13 protein-coding genes are annotated in these 17,670 nt (G+C 61.1%); 5 read left to right on the top strand and 8 right to left on the bottom strand.

Going from position 1 to position 17,670, the window contains the following annotated elements; genetic code table 11:
* Positions 1–7: 7 nt before the first annotated feature.
* Positions 8–1,717 carry a D-lactate dehydrogenase gene (gene dld, locus MXF20_RS00935; RefSeq protein WP_325967113.1) on the top strand — a complete coding sequence of 570 codons (1,710 nt, stop codon included), beginning with the start codon at positions 8–10 and terminating at the stop codon, positions 1,715–1,717.
* Between the two features lie 102 nt (positions 1,718–1,819).
* On the opposite strand, the gene MXF20_RS00930 is transcribed toward dld, so the two are convergent.
* The 3 genes from MXF20_RS00930 to MXF20_RS00920 form a co-directional block, all read right to left on the bottom strand.
* On the bottom strand, positions 1,820–4,261 hold the full coding sequence (locus tag MXF20_RS00930; protein ID WP_325967111.1) for a DUF3772 domain-containing protein: 2,442 nt from the start codon (positions 4,259–4,261) through the stop codon (positions 1,820–1,822).
* A 223-nt stretch (positions 4,262–4,484) separates the two neighbouring features.
* On the bottom strand, positions 4,485–5,423 hold the full coding sequence (gene pbpG, locus MXF20_RS00925; protein WP_325967110.1) for a D-alanyl-D-alanine endopeptidase: 939 nt from the start codon (positions 5,421–5,423) through the stop codon (positions 4,485–4,487).
* 224 nt (positions 5,424–5,647) lie between these two features.
* Complete coding sequence (locus MXF20_RS00920) at positions 5,648–6,235, bottom strand: Yip1 family protein (protein WP_059011173.1); 588 nt, start codon at positions 6,233–6,235, stop codon at positions 5,648–5,650.
* Positions 6,236–6,399: 164 nt separating this feature from the next.
* Between MXF20_RS00920 and MXF20_RS00915 the strand changes: the two genes are divergently transcribed.
* Entirely contained in the window at positions 6,400–6,975 is a 576-nt protein-coding gene (locus MXF20_RS00915; protein ID WP_325967109.1) for a DedA family protein, read from the top strand.
* On the opposite strand, the gene MXF20_RS00910 is transcribed toward MXF20_RS00915, so the two are convergent.
* Positions 6,972–7,751 (bottom strand): SDR family oxidoreductase, encoded by a 780-nt coding sequence (locus MXF20_RS00910; RefSeq protein ID WP_325967108.1) that lies wholly within the window; start codon positions 7,749–7,751, stop codon positions 6,972–6,974. The genes MXF20_RS00915 and MXF20_RS00910 overlap by 4 nt on opposite strands.
* A 118-nt stretch (positions 7,752–7,869) precedes the next feature.
* Between MXF20_RS00910 and MXF20_RS00905 the strand changes: the two genes are divergently transcribed.
* Positions 7,870–9,684: a glycoside hydrolase family 15 protein gene (locus MXF20_RS00905; RefSeq protein WP_325967107.1), complete on the top strand. Its 1,815-nt coding sequence runs from the start codon at positions 7,870–7,872 to the stop codon at positions 9,682–9,684.
* Positions 9,685–9,883: 199 nt separating this feature from the next.
* Positions 9,884–10,996: a L,D-transpeptidase family protein gene (locus MXF20_RS00900; RefSeq protein ID WP_058775308.1), complete on the top strand. Its 1,113-nt coding sequence runs from the start codon at positions 9,884–9,886 to the stop codon at positions 10,994–10,996.
* Positions 10,997–11,103: 107 nt separating this feature from the next.
* Here the strand turns inward: MXF20_RS00900 and MXF20_RS00895 are convergent, their stop codons facing one another.
* A complete protein-coding gene (locus tag MXF20_RS00895) occupies positions 11,104–12,129 on the bottom strand; it encodes a transporter (protein ID WP_325967106.1) in 1,026 nt (341 codons plus the stop codon).
* A 165-nt stretch (positions 12,130–12,294) separates the two neighbouring features.
* Here MXF20_RS00895 and MXF20_RS00890 point away from each other — a divergent pair, with 165 nt between their 5' ends.
* A complete protein-coding gene (locus MXF20_RS00890; protein WP_325967104.1) occupies positions 12,295–13,902 on the top strand; it encodes an inorganic phosphate transporter in 1,608 nt (535 codons plus the stop codon).
* On the opposite strand, the gene MXF20_RS00885 is transcribed toward MXF20_RS00890, so the two are convergent.
* The 3 genes from MXF20_RS00885 to rhlE form a co-directional block, all read right to left on the bottom strand.
* Positions 13,886–15,085, bottom strand: coding sequence for an MFS transporter (locus tag MXF20_RS00885; RefSeq protein WP_325967103.1), 1,200 nt, complete (start codon positions 15,083–15,085; stop codon positions 13,886–13,888). The two genes, MXF20_RS00890 and MXF20_RS00885, sit on opposite strands and share 17 nt — an antisense overlap.
* A 174-nt stretch (positions 15,086–15,259) precedes the next feature.
* Positions 15,260–16,222 carry a tRNA dihydrouridine(16) synthase DusC gene (gene dusC / locus MXF20_RS00880; protein ID WP_325967101.1) on the bottom strand — a complete coding sequence of 321 codons (963 nt, stop codon included), beginning with the start codon at positions 16,220–16,222 and terminating at the stop codon, positions 15,260–15,262.
* A gap of 4 nt (positions 16,223–16,226) precedes the next feature.
* Complete coding sequence (gene rhlE / locus MXF20_RS00875) at positions 16,227–17,633, bottom strand: ATP-dependent RNA helicase RhlE (RefSeq protein ID WP_325967099.1); 1,407 nt, start codon at positions 17,631–17,633, stop codon at positions 16,227–16,229.
* Positions 17,634–17,670: the final 37 nt, after the last annotated feature.

The raw sequence follows: 17,670 nt of genomic DNA, 5'->3' as shown, positions 1-17,670 counted from the left end.
TAGGCTAATGAATAACAACACCTCTCACCCTGCCCTGCTGTCAGAGTTGCGCCGTCTGGTTGGCGCAGCACAGCTGCTGACCGACGCTGAGCAGACCGCGCGCTATCGTAAGGGTTTCCGTTCCGGCGAAGGCGATGCGCTGGCGGTGGTTTTCCCTGGCTCGCTGCTGGAGCTGTGGCGCGTGCTGCAGGCGCTGGTGCAGGCCGATGCCATCGTGCTCATGCAGGCGGCCAATACCGGCCTGACCGAAGGCTCAACGCCCAACGGCAACGATTACGATCGCCCGGTGGTGATCATCAGTACCCTGCGTCTCGACAAACTGCAGCTGATCGACGGCGGCAGGCAGATTCTCGCCTTCCCCGGCAGCACGCTGTATCAGCTGGAGAAAGCCCTTAAACCGCTCGGGCGCGAGCCGCACTCGGTGATTGGCTCATCGTGCATTGGCGCTTCGGTGCTGGGTGGCATCTGCAATAATTCCGGCGGCTCGCTGATCAAACGCGGCCCGGCCTACAGCGAAATGGCGCTGTTTGCGCAGGTGGACGCTGACGGCAAGCTCCGGCTGGTCAACCATCTGGGCATTGAGCTTGGTCATTCGCCGGAAGAGATTCTCGGCCGGCTGGACGATGAGCGCTGGCAGCCGGGCGACGTGCGCTGGGATGCGCGCCACGCGTCCGACCACGAATACGCCGAGCGGGTGCGGGATATTCATGCCGATACGCCAGCGCGCTTCAATGCCGACCAGCGGCGCCTGTTTGAAGCGTCAGGCTGCGCTGGCAAACTGGCGGTGTTTGCCGTGCGCCTCGACACCTTCCCCACCGAGCCGAAACAGCAGGTGTTTTACATCGGCACCAACGATCCGGCGACGCTCGGTGAAATACGTCGCCATATCCTGGCGGAATTCAGCCATCTGCCGGTGGCCGGTGAATACATGCACCGCGATATTTTCGACATCGCCGAAGTGTACGGTAAAGACACCTTTGTGATGATTGATAAACTCGGCACCGACAAGATGCCGCTGTTTTTCACCCTCAAAGGCCGGGTGGATGCCTGGCTAAGTAAACTGAGCTTCGTGAAGCCGCACCTTACCGATCGCCTGCTGCAACGCATCAGCCGCTGGTTCCCGGCGCACCTGCCGAAGCGCCTGAAGCAGTATCGTGACAAATATGAGCATCACCTGATGCTGAAGATGTCCGGCGACGGCGTGGCCGAAGCGCAGGCGTATCTGCAGGAGTATTTCCGCGAAGGCGGCGGTGAGTTCTTTGCCTGCGACGCCAAAGAGGGCGCGCACGCCTTTCTGCATCGCTTTGCCGCAGCCGGTGCCGCCGTGCGCTATCACGCGGTGCACGCTGACGAAGTGGAGGATATTCTGGCGCTGGACATTGCGCTGCGCCGCAACGATCAGGAATGGTTTGAGCGCCTGCCGCCGGAGTTTGATCACGATCTGATTCATCGTCTCTACTACGGCCACTTCTTCTGCCATGTGTTCCATCAGGATTACATTGTGAAGAAAGGCGTAGATGCCCATGCGCTGAAGGAGAAGATGCTGGCGATCCTCGCGGCGCGCGGCGCGGAATACCCGGCGGAGCATAACGTCGGCCATCTGTATGCGGCGAAGCCGCAGCTGCAGGCGTTTTACCGCCAGCTCGATCCGACCAATACCTTCAACCCGGGCATCGGGAAAACCAGCAAGCAGAAAGGCTGGGCGGTGAAAGCCTGAGTCAGATCTGCCGGCCCCGTAGCGGCGCGATTTATCGCGCGGGTTTGCTGCATCAGAGGCAAACCTTAGCGCAATGAATTGCGCCGCTACGGTCTCGTGCCATTATGGCAACGCTTCACCTTCATTCTGCGTCGCCGGCAGCGCGCGGCGTTCGATAATCATGGTCTGCGGCGTCGACAGCACGATGCCCTCTTTGCGCAGGCGCGTCAGGATATCGAACAGCAGATCGCTTTTCGCCCCGGAAATCTGGCGCTGGCTGGCGACGTTGCCGGTGACGCTCAGCACAATGCCGGCCGGCGTTAAATCTTTAAACGAAACCGACGGCTCCGGCGTCTCGAGAATACGCTCGTTTTCGCGATACACCTCCAGCAACAGCTCGCGCACCTGCACCGGATCGATGTCCAGCGGGAAAGTCAGCTGAATGGTCACCACGCCCTGCGCATTGCCCATGGTGGCGTTACGCACGTTCTGCGAAATCAGCTGCGAGTTCGGCACAATCACCGTGGATTTATCGCCCAGCTGAATCTCAGTGGCGCGCACGTTAATGCGGCGAATATCCCCTTCGATACCGCTGATGCTCACCAGATCGCCGACCTTCACCGGACGCTCGGTCAGCAGAATCAGGCCGGAGATAAAGTTCTTCACGATCTCCTGTAAGCCGAAACCGATACCGACCGACAGGGCGCTGACGATCCACGCCAGCTTATTCCACTGCAGCCCCATGATGGACAACGTCAGCAGGATCACCAGCACGTAACCGATATTACTGAACAGCGTGACCAGCGACACGCGCATGCCGATGTCCATGGTGGTCTTCGGCAGAAACTCTTTGTCCAGCCAGCGGCGCACCGAGCGCAGCACATAGATACCGACCACCAGACACAGAATGGCGTTGACCATGTGTGCCGGCACAATGTTGAGCGACTCCAGCCCTTTGCCGCCCCAGAATTCAATCACCTTCTGGATCAGCTCGATGGGCGTCGAGGAGGCAAACGTGCCGTTGAGCAGCGCCAGCGCGACAAATGCCACCAGCAGGGTTTTCCCCACGGCGCTGAGCAGCGTTGCCGCCTGCTGCAGATAGCGCTCGTCAATATTCAGCGAGGTCTGCAGCCGCTTACCGGTGGCGTTGTTGGTGGAGAACAGGCTTTCGCAGCCGTCGTTGATCAGATGACTGAGGAAGTAGAACGAGCCAAACAGAATGCCGCACCAGATCACTTCATAGCTGAGGAAGCGCGCCAGCGTGACGTAACCGACAATCAGCGAAACCAGAATCGCCACGGCGGTGACCGTCAGCGCCAGCTGCACCAGGCCGACGACTGTGGGACGCGCTTCCGGCGGATTGCCGGCCTGCGCCATGCGACGACGCACGCGATTAGTACGCATGCTGATCGCCAGCCCGGTGCTGCCAATCAGCAACGCCGTCAGGCCGTTAGCAAAAATGGTGGTGTTCAGGCTGGTGCCAACCGTGTAGTTAAACGACTCGGCGGTCTGGAAGATAAACACCAGCGCGGCGGTAATCGGCGGGAACGGCTTCAGCGCCAGCGCCACTTCACTGGAGATGCTCGGCAAGCGCCAGCTTGGACGGCGCGTTGACAGGAACGCGCGACCGAGACCGGCGATCAGCCCGCAGTAGACGCTGAGCTGCACCAGACGGCTGATGAAATCCTGCACGTCGCTGGAGACTTCATCGCGCCGCACAAACGCCAGCGAGAGGAAGTTAAAGGTCAGCACCACGGCCGCCAGCGTGGTCAGCGCAATTGCCGCCGCGAGGAAGCTGCGCCGCAGCCGCCCTTCCGGCAGCTTGTGGATGCTGACCCACGCCAGAAACTCTTCGCTGTAGCGCCGGCCCAGCGTCATCACCAGCAGCGCCGCCAGCAGCCAGCCGACCGTGCCCACGCGCCAGCCTGGCTCCCACGACAGCGCGGCGGTGTCCTGCAGTTCGCTGATAAAGTCGCCAATTTTCTCGCCATCCAGATCCTGACGGCTGAACAGCGGTGACCAGAAGCGTGGCCCTAAAATACTGCCGGAGTTAAGCGCCAGCTGGCTTTTCAGCTGGTCGCGTCGCAGGTTAACGATCTGCGAGGACAGCACCAGCGCGCCGTTTTTGATGCCGTCGGCCTGCTTAATCTGATCATCCAGCTTGCCCTTCTGATTCTCCAGCGCGGCGCGTTTGCGCGTCACTTCCGGCGTCTCTTTCACGCCGCTGTCCGCCTTCGGCGCCGGGCCGAGCACCGCCAGCTGGGCATCCAGCTGCTGACGCTGCGGAATCAGCGCCTGGCCGAGGGTTTCCGCATTGCCCGACAGCTCTAGCGCCATCTCATTGAGCTGGTTGAGTTGGTTTTCATTGGTATCGCCAGATACCTGGCCCTTAATTTTGTCGAGGATTTTCTGCATTTTTGGCAGCTGGACCGCCGGATTGACCTTCGGTGCCGCATCGTCTTCCTGCTGCGCAGCCGCGGCGTTGTCATCCGCATAGCTCAGTGCCGGCGTCAGTAGCACCAGCAGCAGCAGGAACGGGGTAAACAGAGAACGAAACTTGAACATATGAGTGAGATTCCAGCGCAATAACAGCCTATAAACGCAAGGTTAACCGTGAATGGTCGCCAGTGTAGGACTTTGCCGTCAGGGAAACTATAGGAATGGTGGCGTAAAACATTGGTGCTAACGATAAGGGATTTTGTTCATTTAGGCTCCGCTCTCCGCCAGACGCATGCCGTCGCGGCACAGGGCATAAGCCAGCGCACCGCGACGACGCGACAGGATTGCGTTACTCCACGTTCGCGCTGCTGGCGAGCTGCGACGCTTTCTGTTTTTTGTAAGCCAGCGCGGCCGCCGGCACCGGTGCCGCTTTGCCGGTTTCCAGCCAGTCGCGCAGGCGGTTGGCATCGGCAAAGTGGGTGTATTTACCAAACGCATCCAGCACCACCAGCGCCACCGGACGGTTATTAATCATGGTACGCATTATCAGGCAGTGACCGGCCTCGTCGGTGTAGCCGGTTTTGGTCAGCTGAATGCGCCAGTCATCCTTGTACACCAGGTGGTTGGTGTTGCGGAACGGCAGCGCGTAGCTGGGGTGTTTAAACACCGCCGTCTCTTCTTTGGTGGTGCTCAGCTGGCCGATCAGCGGATACTGGCGCGTAGCTTTCAGCAGCTTCACCAGGTCTTCCGCGCTGGAGACGTTGTGCAGCGACAGACCGGTCGGCTCTACATAGTGGGTATGCGTCATGCCGAGCGCGCGCGCTTTGGCGTTCATGGCACGAATAAAGGCGTCGTAGCCGCCCGGATAGTGATGCGCCAGGCTGGCCGCCGCGCGGTTTTCCGAGGACATCAGCGCCAGCAGCAGCATGTTGCGGCGGCTGATTTCACTGTTGAGCTTCACGCGCGAGAACACGCCGCGCATTTCAGGCGTCTGGCTGATATCCACCGACAGCATTTCGTCCATCGGCAGTCGGGCATCCAGCACCACCATCGCCGTCATCACTTTGGTGATCGACGCGATCGGCCGCACCCGGTCCGGGTGGCTGGAAAACAGCACTTTATTGTTGTCCAGATCAACAATCATCGCGCTGCCGGAGGCGATTTGCGGCTGGGCAATCGGCGCCAGATCGGACAGTTTTGCTGCGGCGGCCAGCGCCGGAGTCGTTACAGCTGGCGCGGCGACAAACAGCGCCAGCGACAGCAAAGAAATACGCATTTTTACAGACATCGTGTCAAAAAAATCCGGTGAGGAGGTTTGCGCTGTGTTGTAACACAGGCCGCCGGCGTCAGGCCTGATGCGACGCGGGCTGGCTGCGCTATCATACGCGCTCGTCTGCGAAATTTCTTAGGGAGATTGTTTCCGGGCGTTAAAAAAGGCGGGCATGACAAACGCTGACAGACGCAGCGGGATCAGTCAGGTCGCCATGGCTGACGACCTGACCCTCATCACGGTCAGAACAAACGTGGTCCGTAGCCCCACAGAATCACCGTCAGCGCCAGCAGCACTTCGAACACCAGCACGCCAATCGCCAGCGTCGAGCCGGAGAAGCGCAGGCTCTCTTCACGGTCAATATTGAGGAATACCGGGATGCCGACGTACAGCAGATAACCGGTGTACATCAGCGCTATCGCCCCGGCCAGCACGCACAGCCACACCAGCGGATAGAGCGCCACCAGCCCGCTGATAAACAGCGGCGTCGCCACATAGCCGGCAAATACGGTACAGCGCTGAATGCTGGGACGCTGCGGATAGTCGCGCGCCATCCAGTGAATGACGCGGCCCATCACCGCCACACCGCCTAAGATGATCAGGTAAAACAGAATGCCGAGACCAATACCGGTCAGCATGTTGAGTTGCACGAACTGCCCTTCGCCCAGATTCCAGCCCAGCTGCGTAGTGCCAATAAAGGCGCAGATCACCGGGATCGCCGCCATCAGCAGAACGTGATGGGTGTAATGGTGCGAAACGCTCTCGTTTTCCTGCTTGATATCACGCATCTCCTGATTGGGATGCGCCAGAAGACCCCAGACATGATTCATACAATCACTCCTCTGATGCGACGGGCTGCCCCAGCGATCAGGCTGTCCAATGCAGGCAGCTTCAGTTCAAGTATAATCGGCGCGGCTGTTTTTGCGGCCAGCGGCACAAAAAAAGCCGCAGCCAGCTAGACTGTTAGCTGTATCGCTTACCCAGGGAGGAAAAATTGCACATCGATATCAATGGATTAATCACCCAGTACGGTTACCTGGCGCTGCTGATTGGCTGCATTGCCGAAGGCGAAACCTTTACCCTGCTGGGCGGCGTGGCGGCGCACGAAGGCCTGCTGCATTTCAGCGGCGTGGTGCTGGCGGCGATGGGCGGCGGCATCATTGGCGATCAGCTGCTGTTCTGGCTTGGCCGTCGCTATGGCACGCGCATTCTGCGGCGCTTCCGTAAACATCAGGACACGATTAAAAAAGCCAACCGGCTGATTCAGAAGCACCCCAGCCTGTTTGTGATTGGCGTGCGCTTCATGTACGGCTTTCGCCTGATTGGACCGATTATTATTGGCACCAGCCGCCTTAAGCCGGTGCGCTTTTTCGTGCTTAACGTCATTGGTGCCGCGCTGTGGGCGCTGATTTTCGTCACCCTCGGCTACTTCGCCGGTGAAATCATCACGCCGTGGCTGCACAAGCTCGACCAGCACCTCAAGCATTTCATCTGGCTGGCGGCGGCGATTGTGTTCGGCATCGTGCTGCGCTATGTGATACGCCGCTGGAACCGCCGCCGCGCCGGTTAACTGTGGTAACCCTTGAACTGCGGGTTGGACAGCATAAAGCCGCCGTCGACCACAAATGATTGTCCGGTGGTGTAGGTGGCCCATTCTGAGCACAGCCACGCTACCAGACTGGCGATTTCGCGCGTATCGCCAGGGCGACCAATAGGGATTTCCGGCATGCGCCGGCTGTGCGCCTCGCTGTTGCTCATGTCGTTCATCGGCGTGGCGATCGCGCCGGGCGCTACGGCGTTCACCAGAATGTGATGCGGCAGCAGGCTCAGCGCCATTGATTTGGTCAGCCCGCCGAGCGCATGTTTGGCGGCGGTGTAAGCGGCGGCATCCGGCAGCGGCGTGTGCTCATGCACCGAGGTGATATTGATGATGCGCCCGCCGTCGCCCTGATCGACCATATGCCGCGCGGCAATCTGGCCGCAGACAAACGCGCCGTCCACGTCAACGGTGAAGACTTTGCGCCAGTCCTCAAAAGTCATATCGAGGAAATCCGCTTTGCTCATTACGCCAGCATTGTTCACCAGCACATCAATACGACCGAGCGAATTGATCAGCTGCGCCAGCTGTTGTCCGCCAGCCTGCGGATCGGACAGATCGAGCTGCCGCACCTGCGCCAGCTGGCCTTTGCTCTCCACCAGCCGCGCGGTTTCCTGCGCGCCCTCTTCATCCGATCGCCAGGTAATGCCGACGGTATAGCCGGCCTCGGCCAGCATTACGGCGCAGCTGCGCCCAATCCCCGAATCTGAAGCGGTCACTACGGCGACTTTCTGTTTGCCCAGTGTCATAACGTTCTCCTGCCTGATGGGTGTCTCCACAGTATAGAAGTTATCGTTCTGTGCCACGTCGCCGCCGATTCTGCCGTTTCGGCTATAGTTAACAATCGGATAGCGTTGAGGAGGCAGGATGAGCAAGATTAAACGCAGAATTGACGACCACGGCGTCATCGGTGATTTACGCACCTGTGCCCTGATCGCGAATGACGGCACCATTGATTATCTGTGCTGGCCCGAACTCGACAGCCCCTCCGTGTTTGCCGCCCTGCTCGACAGCGACGAGGCCGGCCTGTTTTCGCTGGCACCGCAGTGGCAAAACGCGCGCCAGCAGCAGCTCTACCTGCCCGATACCAACATTCTGCAAACCCGCTGGCTTGATGATGCCGGCGTGGCAGAAATCACCGATTACATGCCGATCTGCGATGAGCGCAGCAAAGTGCCGCGCCTGGTACGGCGGGTAAAAATGATCCGCGGCACTGCCACGTTTGATCTGCGCTGCGCGCCGCGCCACGATTATGCCCGTGCGGAAACGCGCACCGAAACGCGTCCCGGCGGCATCGCCTTTGTCGCGGAAGGTCAGCCGTCGCTGCGCCTGAGCGCCACGGTGGTGATGACGCGCGAACCGGACAGCGCGGTGGCGCAGTTTACCCTGCAGGCCGGTGAGCACGCCGAATTTGTGTTCGGTAACGATGACGATCCGCAGGTGCAGCATATCGCGACCGAACGCTGCTTCCGCGACACCGTGGAGTACTGGCGACGCTGGAGCAGCCACAGCTCCTACCGCGGCCGCTGGCGCGAAATGGTGACGCGCTCGGCGCTGGCGCTCAAGCTGCTCACCTCGCACCAGCACGGCTCGATTGCGGCCGCCGCCACCTTTGGTCTGCCGGAAGAGCTGGGCGGCGAGCGTAACTGGGATTACCGCGCCTCGTGGATCCGCGATGCCTCGTTCAGCATGTACGCGCTGATGCGGCTCGGCTATGTGGAAGAAGCGCGTGACTTTACCCACTGGGTCGGCCGCTGCGTTGAGCACAGCCACGACGATACGCCGCATTTGCAGGTGATGTATCGCCTCGACAGCGGCACGGAACTGCACGAGACCGAACTGCTCAACCTCTCCGGTTACGCCAACTCACGCCCGGTGCGCATCGGCAATGATGCCTGGCGCCAGACCCAGCTGGATATCTATGGTGAGCTGATGGATGCGGTCTATCTCGCCAATAAATACGGCGAAGCCATCTCGCAGCGCGGCTGGCGTCACGTATCCAGCATGATCGATTACGTCTGCGTTAACTGGAACCAGCCGGACGCCGGTATCTGGGAGATGCGCGGCGAGCCGGAGCACTTTCTGCATTCGCGCCTGATGTGCTGGGTGGCGCTGGACCGCGCGCTGCGGCTGGGTATGAAGCGTTCGCTGCCGATGCCGTATGAGCGCTGGGATCGGGTGCGCAGCGAGATCCGCGACGATATCTGGCAGAACTTCTGGAACGCCGATCTCGGCCACTTCACCGCCACGCGCGGCGGCAAATTCCTCGACGCCTCGATGTTGCTGATGCCGCTGGTGCGCTTTGTCAGCTCAACCGATCCGGAGTGGATCGCCACGCTGGATGCGATTAAAACCCATCTGGTGAGCGACGGTTTAGTGCGGCGTTATAACATCAGTGAGACGCCCGCCGATGCGCTGACCGGCGGCGAAGGCGCGTTTGCCGCCTGTTCGTTCTGGTATGTGGAGTGTCTGGCGCGTGCCGGGCGGGTACATGAGGCGCACTTCGAGTTTGAAAAGCTGCTGAGCTACGCCAATCCGCTCGGGCTGTACGCCGAGGAGTTTACCTCGCACGGCAATGCGCTGGGCAACATGCCGCAGGCGCTGACCCATCTGGCGTTAATCAGTGCCGCGTTTTTCCTCAACCGTAAACTGAGCGGCGAAGTGACGCTGTGGCAACCGTAAGAAAATTCACATTTTGGGCGGCATGGCAAAGAGAATAGTCTGTGAAACGCGGCGTTTTGCGTAAAGTATCTTCAACCAGCGAAAATCCTGATTCCCATCATTGCGCCTATGCACATATAATGCGCAGCGGGTTATTCTGACCCTGATGGGTTCGACACACTGACAAGCCATGAAAATGGCCATAACGACTTGTAAAAACATGAAAAAAAGCATTCGCGCGTTCGCTTCACTCGCCCTCGTACTGGCGGCGTTCAGCCAGTCGGCCTTTGCAGTCGTCTATCCGCTGCCTCCAGCGAATAGTCGCCTGATCGGCGAAAATATTGAAATCACCGTGCCAGACGACAGCAAACTGCCGCTGGAAGCGTTTGCGGCGCAGTACCAGATGGGCCTCAGCAACATGCTGGAAGCCAATCCGGGCGTGGACGTTTACCTGCCGAAAGCAGGCACTAAAATGGTGATCCCACAGCAGCTGATTCTGCCTGACGCACCGCGTGAAGGCATCGTGATCAACAGCGCTGAGATGCGTCTGTATTACTACCCGAAAGGCACCAAAACTGTGGTGGTGCTGCCGATCGGTATCGGCGAGCTGGGTAAAGATACGCCGGTCAACTGGACCACGGCGGTTGAGCGCAAGAAAAACGGCCCAACCTGGACGCCGACCAAAGCGATGCACGCGGAGTACGCGGCGCGCGGCGAGAGCATCCCGGCCGTGTTCCCGGCAGGTCCGGATAACCCGATGGGCCTGTACGCGCTGTACATTGGCCGTCTGTATGCGATTCACGGCACCAACGCCAACTTTGGTATCGGCCTGCGCGTGAGCCACGGCTGTGTGCGTCTGCGTGCAGACGACATCAAATGGCTGTTCGACAACGTGCCGGTCGGTACGCGCGTCCAGTTCATTGACCAGCCGGTAAAAGCCACCGTTGAGCCAGACGGTTCACGCTACATCGAGGTTCACAACCCGCTGTCGACTACCGAAGAGCAGTTTAACTCACGTGAACTGGTGCCAATCAGCCTGACGTCCGCCGTGACCAAAGTGGTGGCCGATGCCAGCACCAACCAGGATGCCGTGAACAATGCCATCCAGGCGCGTACCGGTATGCCGACCAAAATCAACGGTCAGCCGGGCGAAGCTCAGCCTGCGCCGGTGATGGTGCAGGAGTCTTCTGACGCGATGCCGAAAGAAGAGCCGATGACGCCGCAGGGCGCAACCGCCGTCGCGCCACAGGCCGATGCGCAGCAGCCTGCAGAAGCCGCTCCGGTTGAGCAGGCCGCGCCGGCACAGCCTGCCAGCAACGGTAACAGCCTGTAAGGGTCTGCTGTCGATGATCAAGCCAGCCGCAGGGCTGGCTTTTTTATTGCCCGATCGCCGGGGTCGCCATCCGTTGCGCCCCTGCAGGTCATTGTACGTTTGTGCGCTCAATCGTGCGGCCGGCGTAACGCCAGCCAGCCCGTCACCAGAGTAAACACCAGCACCACCAGCACTAACAGCAGGAAGCCGTGCGGATTGTTCGCCAGCGGAATGCCGCCCACGTTCATGCCAAAAAAACCCGCCACGATATTGATGGGCAGCGCCAGCACGGTAATTGAAGTGAGCAAAAACAGCGTCCGGTTGCTCTGCTCCATCAGGCGGGCCGCGATCTCCTCCTGCAGCAGGCGGATGCGCTCCATCAGGCTGGCAAGATCGTTGAGCGCCACGCTGAACTCCTCGGTAAATATCCGCAGCTCGCTGAGCGGTTCGCGGTTGAGCCAGTTTGGCGGCCGGTTAAGCAGGCGAAACAGCGCGGCCGGTTCCGGCGCCAGCAGCCGCTGGACGCGCAGCAGCATGCGGCGCAGGTGGCCCAGCTCGCTGCGGTTGGCTTTGATCGCCGCGCTCAGCAGCCGCTCTTCTATCGCATCCACCGCCTGGCTGGAGCGCCGCACCACCTGCTCCAGCTGCGCTTCCTGTTCGCCGAGCAGCCACAGCAGCATCGCATCCGGCGCGCTGAAGCACAGCCGATCAATCTGCTGATGCATACGCTCGATCATGCCAACCGGGCGATAGCGCGCGCTTACCATCACCTGCGGCCGGCACCAGATCCACAGCGTCGCGTTTTGCGTGCTGCGCTCCTCTTTACTGAAGGTGACGTCATTCAGCACCGCCAGTAGCGCATCGTTTTGCTGCGCCAGCCGGGTGCGCGGCGAGGCCGAATGAATCTCATCGAAAAAATCATCATCTACGCTGAAGTGGTCCTGAACCCAGCGCTCGGCGCGGGCGTGATTCAGGTTGATGTGCAGCCAGAGAAAACTGGTGTCCGGCAAGGTATGCCGGGCCAGCTGCGCGGCTTCGCGGGCATTGAGCCGCTGCGGCGGTGCGTCCGGGTTGAACAGGTAACCGTGAATCAGTCCGGCAACTTCGTTGTTGAAGTCCGGTAGCGAGGCAAGCGGCAGAACAGGCTGGAGCATAGCGGCGTGAAGATCCCTGAGCGGTCAGATCCACAGCCTGCGACAGGCCTGTTACAGCACGATGACAGCGCGCGCTGGCATCATCATTCTGTCATACAAACCCCGTATCACACTGCAGTTAACGGATGCCGTTCGTGCATCGTTAATTCACCCCGGGGGTGTGTTATGGCTGAAAACAGTTTCCCTGCATCATCGTCCGCCAGCGGACGCCCTAATCTGCACCCGCGCAGCGGTCGCGCCTCGCGTCTGCTGTTTCTGCTGCTGCTGGTGGCCGGGCTGGTGTTCACCGGTATCAATCTGTTCAACGACGTGGAAGAGACCGGCGCGGTCGTCACCAGCTATACGCCGTTTCTGCTGCTCGGCGTGGCGCTGCTGATTGCGCTCGGCTTCGAGTTTGTTAACGGCTTCCACGATACCGCCAATGCCGTCGCCACGGTGATCTACACCCATTCGCTGTCGCCGGGCGTGGCGGTGGTGTGGTCCGGCTTGTGTAACTTTCTCGGCGTGCTACTGTCCAGCGGCGTGGTGGCGTTTGGCATTATCTCGCTGCTGCCGGTGGAGCTGATTCTGCAGGCGGGCAGCGGTCACGGCTTTGCTATGGTGTACGCGCTGCTGTGCTCGGCCATTGTCTGGAACCTCGGCACCTGGTATTTCGGCCTGCCCTCTTCCTCCTCGCACACGCTGATCGGCTCGATTATCGGCGTAGGCGTGGCGAATGCGCTGCTGCACGGGCGCAGCGGCACCAGCGGCGTCGACTGGGATCAGGCGGTTAAAGTCGGTTACGCCCTGCTGCTGTCGCCGGTGATTGGCTTCATCTGCGCCGCCGTGCTGCTGCTGGCCATGAAGGCCCTGGTGCGCAATCGCCAGCTGTATCAGGCACCGGAAGGCAATCAGCCACCGCCCGCGTGGATTCGCGGCCTTTTGATTCTTACCTGTACCGGCGTCTCGTTTGCCCACGGCTCGAACGACGGTCAGAAAGGCATGGGGCTGATCATGCTGATCCTGGTCGGCACCATGCCGATCGCCTATGCGCTCAACCGCTCGCTGCCGCCGGAGCAAATTCCGCGCGTGGCGGCGTTAACCCAGGTCACCGAACAGCAGCTGCTGACGCTGCAGCCGCCGCCCGCCGCGATGCCGCCGGCGCGTGAGGTGCTGACCGAGTACGTGCGCACCAGCCAGAACCGGCCGCAGGTGCTACCGGCGCTCGGCATGATGCTCGGCGATATCGGCGAACAGATTCGCCAGTACGGTTCGGTAGAAAATATCCCGGCGCAGGCGGTCACCAACACGCGCAACGACATGTATCTCGCCTCGGAAACCATCAAGCATCTGCAATCGGCCAACGTCGCGCTGCCGGAAGAGACGGCGCGCAACCTGACGGCGGTGAAGCACGAGCTGGACGCGGCCACGCGCTTTATCCCGATGTGGGTCAAAGTGGTGGTGGCGATTGCGCTGGGTCTCGGCACCATGGTCGGCTGGCGCCGGATTGTGGTTACAGTGGGTGAGCGTATCGGCAAAACCCATCTCACCTATGCACAAGGTGCCAGTGCGGAGCTGGTGGCGATGGCCACCATTGGCGCGGCCGATGCCTTTGGTTTACCGGTGTCGACCACCCATGTGCTGTCGTCCGGCGTGGCCGGTACCATGGCGGCCAACCGATCCGGCCTGCAGCTCGCCACCCTGCGCAATCTGGCGCTGGCGTGGGTACTGACGCTGCCGGTATCGGTGCTGCTGTCAGGGCTGCTGTATGCGCTGTTTATTCATCTGGCCTGATACGCTTTGAAGACTGCTGGTGCAAGCGCAGCGTAATCAGGAACGCGCCCAGCACCATCAGTGCCGCCGCCAGATACACCGACTGCATGCCCCAGTGGCCGATCAGCAGCCCGGCCACCGGTCCGGTTAATCCCAGTCCCAAATCGAGAAACGCCGAATAGGTACCGAGCGCCGATCCCTGATCCTGCTGCTGCACCCGCTTCACCGCTTCCACGCCCAGCGCCGGGAACACCAGCGAGAAGCCGCCGCCGGTGAGGAAGGCGCCGATATCCACCAGCCAGCTGCTGTCCGCCTGCCAGATCAGCAGCAGACCGGCGGCCTCGAGCACGAAGGAGATCAGCGAAACCTTCAGCCCGCCGAAGCGCGTGATATAGCGCCCGCACGCCAGCCGCACCAGCACGAAGCCGAGGCTGAACAGCGTCAGGGCGAAGGCCGCGCCGCTCCAGTCGCGGCTGGCGAAATAGAGGGTAATGAAGGTGGAGATCACGCCAAAGCCGATGGTGCCAAATCCCAGCGCCAGGCCAAACAGCCAGACGCGGCTGACCACGCGATGAAACGGAATGCGCACCCCGGCGCTGACACTGACCGCCGGCTTGCCGGAAGCCATCCAGAAGCCGATTGCCCCCATCAGCGCCACCAGACCGGCAAAGCCGCTGATGCCAAAAATCTGATTCAGCAGCACGCCCAGCGGCGCACCAATCGCCATGGCAAAGTAAGTCGCCACGCCGTTCCACGAAATCACCCGCGCGGTTTGCCGTGGGCCGACAATGTTCATGCCCCACAGCGTCGAGCCGGTACTGCTGAAGCTTTCCCCGACGCCGAGAAACAGTCGCCCCAGCGCCAGCAGCGCCAGGCTCAGCAGCGGCGCGCCGCTGCACAGTGCGGCGATAATTGACAGCACGCCACTCATGCCGCAGCACACCAGCCCCATCATCACCACTCGTTTCGGGCCGTAGCGATCGGCCAGCCGGCCAGAGTGCGGTCGGCTGAGCAGCGTGGCGAAGTACTGCAGGCTGATGATCAGCCCGGCGATAAACGAGCTGAAGCCCAGCTGGTTATGCACAAACCCCGGCAGCACCGCCAACGGCAGCCCGACGGACAGGTAGCAAAAGAAGGTGAAGACGATGACGGAGAGGATGCGTTTATTTAACTGAGCATTACTCAGTACAGCGGCGTCAGACATGGAAGATGGCGTCAGAAACGTAGGTGAAAGCGAAAGTTCACTATACCGATTAGCAGACTAAGGATCGCGGCTTTTTTTGTTATAAAACATGGCGACAGCGCACACTTTCAGCAGGTTACCGGTGACGCGTTGTCATCACTGCGGGCCTGGCGGTTGAGGTGCGGCCGCCAGGGTTCAGAAGCAGGATACAGGTGTGATGCGTGCGGCGTGGCGTTCAATGGCGCTGGCGATCTCGGCGGAGACACGCAGCGTGCGGATCTCGCTGAACAGGCCGTCGGCCTCATGGTAGGCTTTGCGCAGATAGCCCAGCCACTGCTTGATGCGTGCAACGTGATAGTTGCCGGTATCGCCCTGCTTTTCCAGCTGGGTGTAGCGCAGCAACAGTTCAACCACCTGCGACCACGGCATCGGGGCCTCGTTGTACTTCACCACGCGCCCCAGGTTAGGCACGTTGAGCGCGCCGCGCCCGAGCATAACCGCATCGCAACCGGTGATGCGCAGGCAATCCTGCGCATCCTGCCAGCTCCAGATTTCACCGTTGGCGATCACCGGAATTGTCAGGCGCTGGCGAATCTCACCAATCGCCTGCCAGTTGATGCTCTCTGCGCGATAGCCATCCTCTTTGGTGCGACCGTGCACCACCAGCTCGCTGGCACCGGCCTGCTGTACCGCATCGGCGATCTCGAAGCGCCGCGCGCCCGAATCCCAGCCGAGCCGCACTTTCACCGTGACCGGCAGATGAGACGGCACCGCCTCGCGCATCGCTTTGGCGCCGCGATAGATCAGCTCCGGATCTTTCAGCAGCGTCGCACCGCCGCCGCTGCCGTTCACCAGCTTCGACGGGCAGCCGCAGTTGAGATCCACGCCCCACGAGCCCAGCTCCACCGCGCGCGCGGCGTTTTCTGCCAGCCACTCCGGATACTGACCCAGCAGCTGCATACGCACGCGCGTGCCCGAAGGCGTGCGGCTGTGATGGTGCAGCTCCGGACACAAACGGTAGAAGGATTTTACCGGCAACAGCTGATCGACCACGCGCAAAAACTCGGTGACGCACAGGTCATAATCATTCACGCCGGAGAGCAGTTCACGTACCAGCGAATCCAGTACGCCCTCCATAGGAGCCAGTAAAACCCGCATGCCGTTACGCGTTCCCGTTGTTCTTCGCCGCCGGACGACGTGAGCGCGCCGGTTTACCCGCGTTGCCCGCCGCCGGGCCATTGTTGCCCTGACGACGCGGTGCACGCGCCTCGCCCTGCGGACGCGCGCCGCCGTTACCGGCGCTGGCACGCTGACCATTGCCGCCGCTGCGGCTGCGCGGTGCCTCAGCACCCTGCCCCGTCGCGCGACCCTGACCACGTCCGCGTGGCTGCTGCTGACGGCCATTCTGAATCGGCTCCGCCTTGATGCTCGGATCCGGCTCAAAGCCCGGCAGCGCAATGCGCGGTATTTCCCGCTTCAGCAGGCGCTCGATGTCACGCAGCAGCTTGTGCTCATCAACGCACACCAGCGACAGCGCCGCACCGGTGGCCGCCGCACGACCGGTACGGCCGATGCGGTGCACGTAATCTTCCGCCACGTTCGGCAGCTCATAGTTGACCACGTGCGGCAGCTCTTCGATATCCAGACCGCGCGCGGCGATATCGGTGGCCACCAGCACGCGAATGCCGCCGGTTTTGAAGTCGGCCAGCGCACGGGTACGCGCGCCCTGACTTTTGTTGCCGTGAATGGCGGCCGCCGTGATGCCGTCTTTGTTGAGCTGCTCAGCGAGGTGGTTAGCGCCGTGCTTGGTGCGGGTGAACACCAGCACCTGCTGCCAGTTGTCGCGACCAATCATCAGCGACAGCAGTTCCCGCTTACGCTTCTTATCCACAAAATGCACCTGCTGCGACACCTGCTCAGAAGCGGTGTTGCGGCGTGCCACTTCCACCTGTTCCGGGTTGGTGAGCAGTTTTTCCGCCAGCGCTTTGATCTCGTCCGAGAAGGTGGCAGAGAACAGCAGGTTCTGCCGTTTGGCCGGCAGTTTTGCCAGCACGCGGCGAATGTCGTGGATGAAGCCCATGTCGAGCATGCGATCCGCTTCGTCCAGCACCAGGATTTCCACCTGCGACAGATCGACCGCGTTCTGGTGCGCCAGATCGAGCAGACGTCCTGGCGTGGCGATCAGCACATCAACACCGCCGCGCAGTTTCATCATCTGCGGGTTGATGCTGACGCCGCCAAACACCACCAGCGAACGCATGTTCAGGTACTGGCTGTATTCACGCACGTTTTCGCCGACCTGCGCCGCCAGTTCACGGGTTGGGGTGAGGATCAGCGCGCGCACCGGACGGCGACCGCGCGCCGCTGCCGGTTTTTCTGACAGACGCTGCAGCAGAGGCAGCGTGAAACCGGCGGTTTTACCGGTACCGGTCTGGGCGCTCGCCAGCAGGTCACGACCGGCCAGCACCACGGGAATCGCCTGACGCTGGATTGGCGTCGGCTCACGGTAGCCCTGTTCTGCTACCGCACGCAAAATATCGGCATTCAAGCCGAGAGAGTCAAAAGACATGCAGGTGTATTACTCCGAACCGCCCTGATCGCGCTGC

The organism is Pantoea dispersa (genome assembly GCF_035783935.1).
Lineage (GTDB): Bacteria > Pseudomonadota > Gammaproteobacteria > Enterobacterales > Enterobacteriaceae > Pantoea > Pantoea dispersa_C.
Note: the sequence above shows the minus strand (reverse complement) of the source record. Positions and strands in the feature narration are given on the sequence as shown.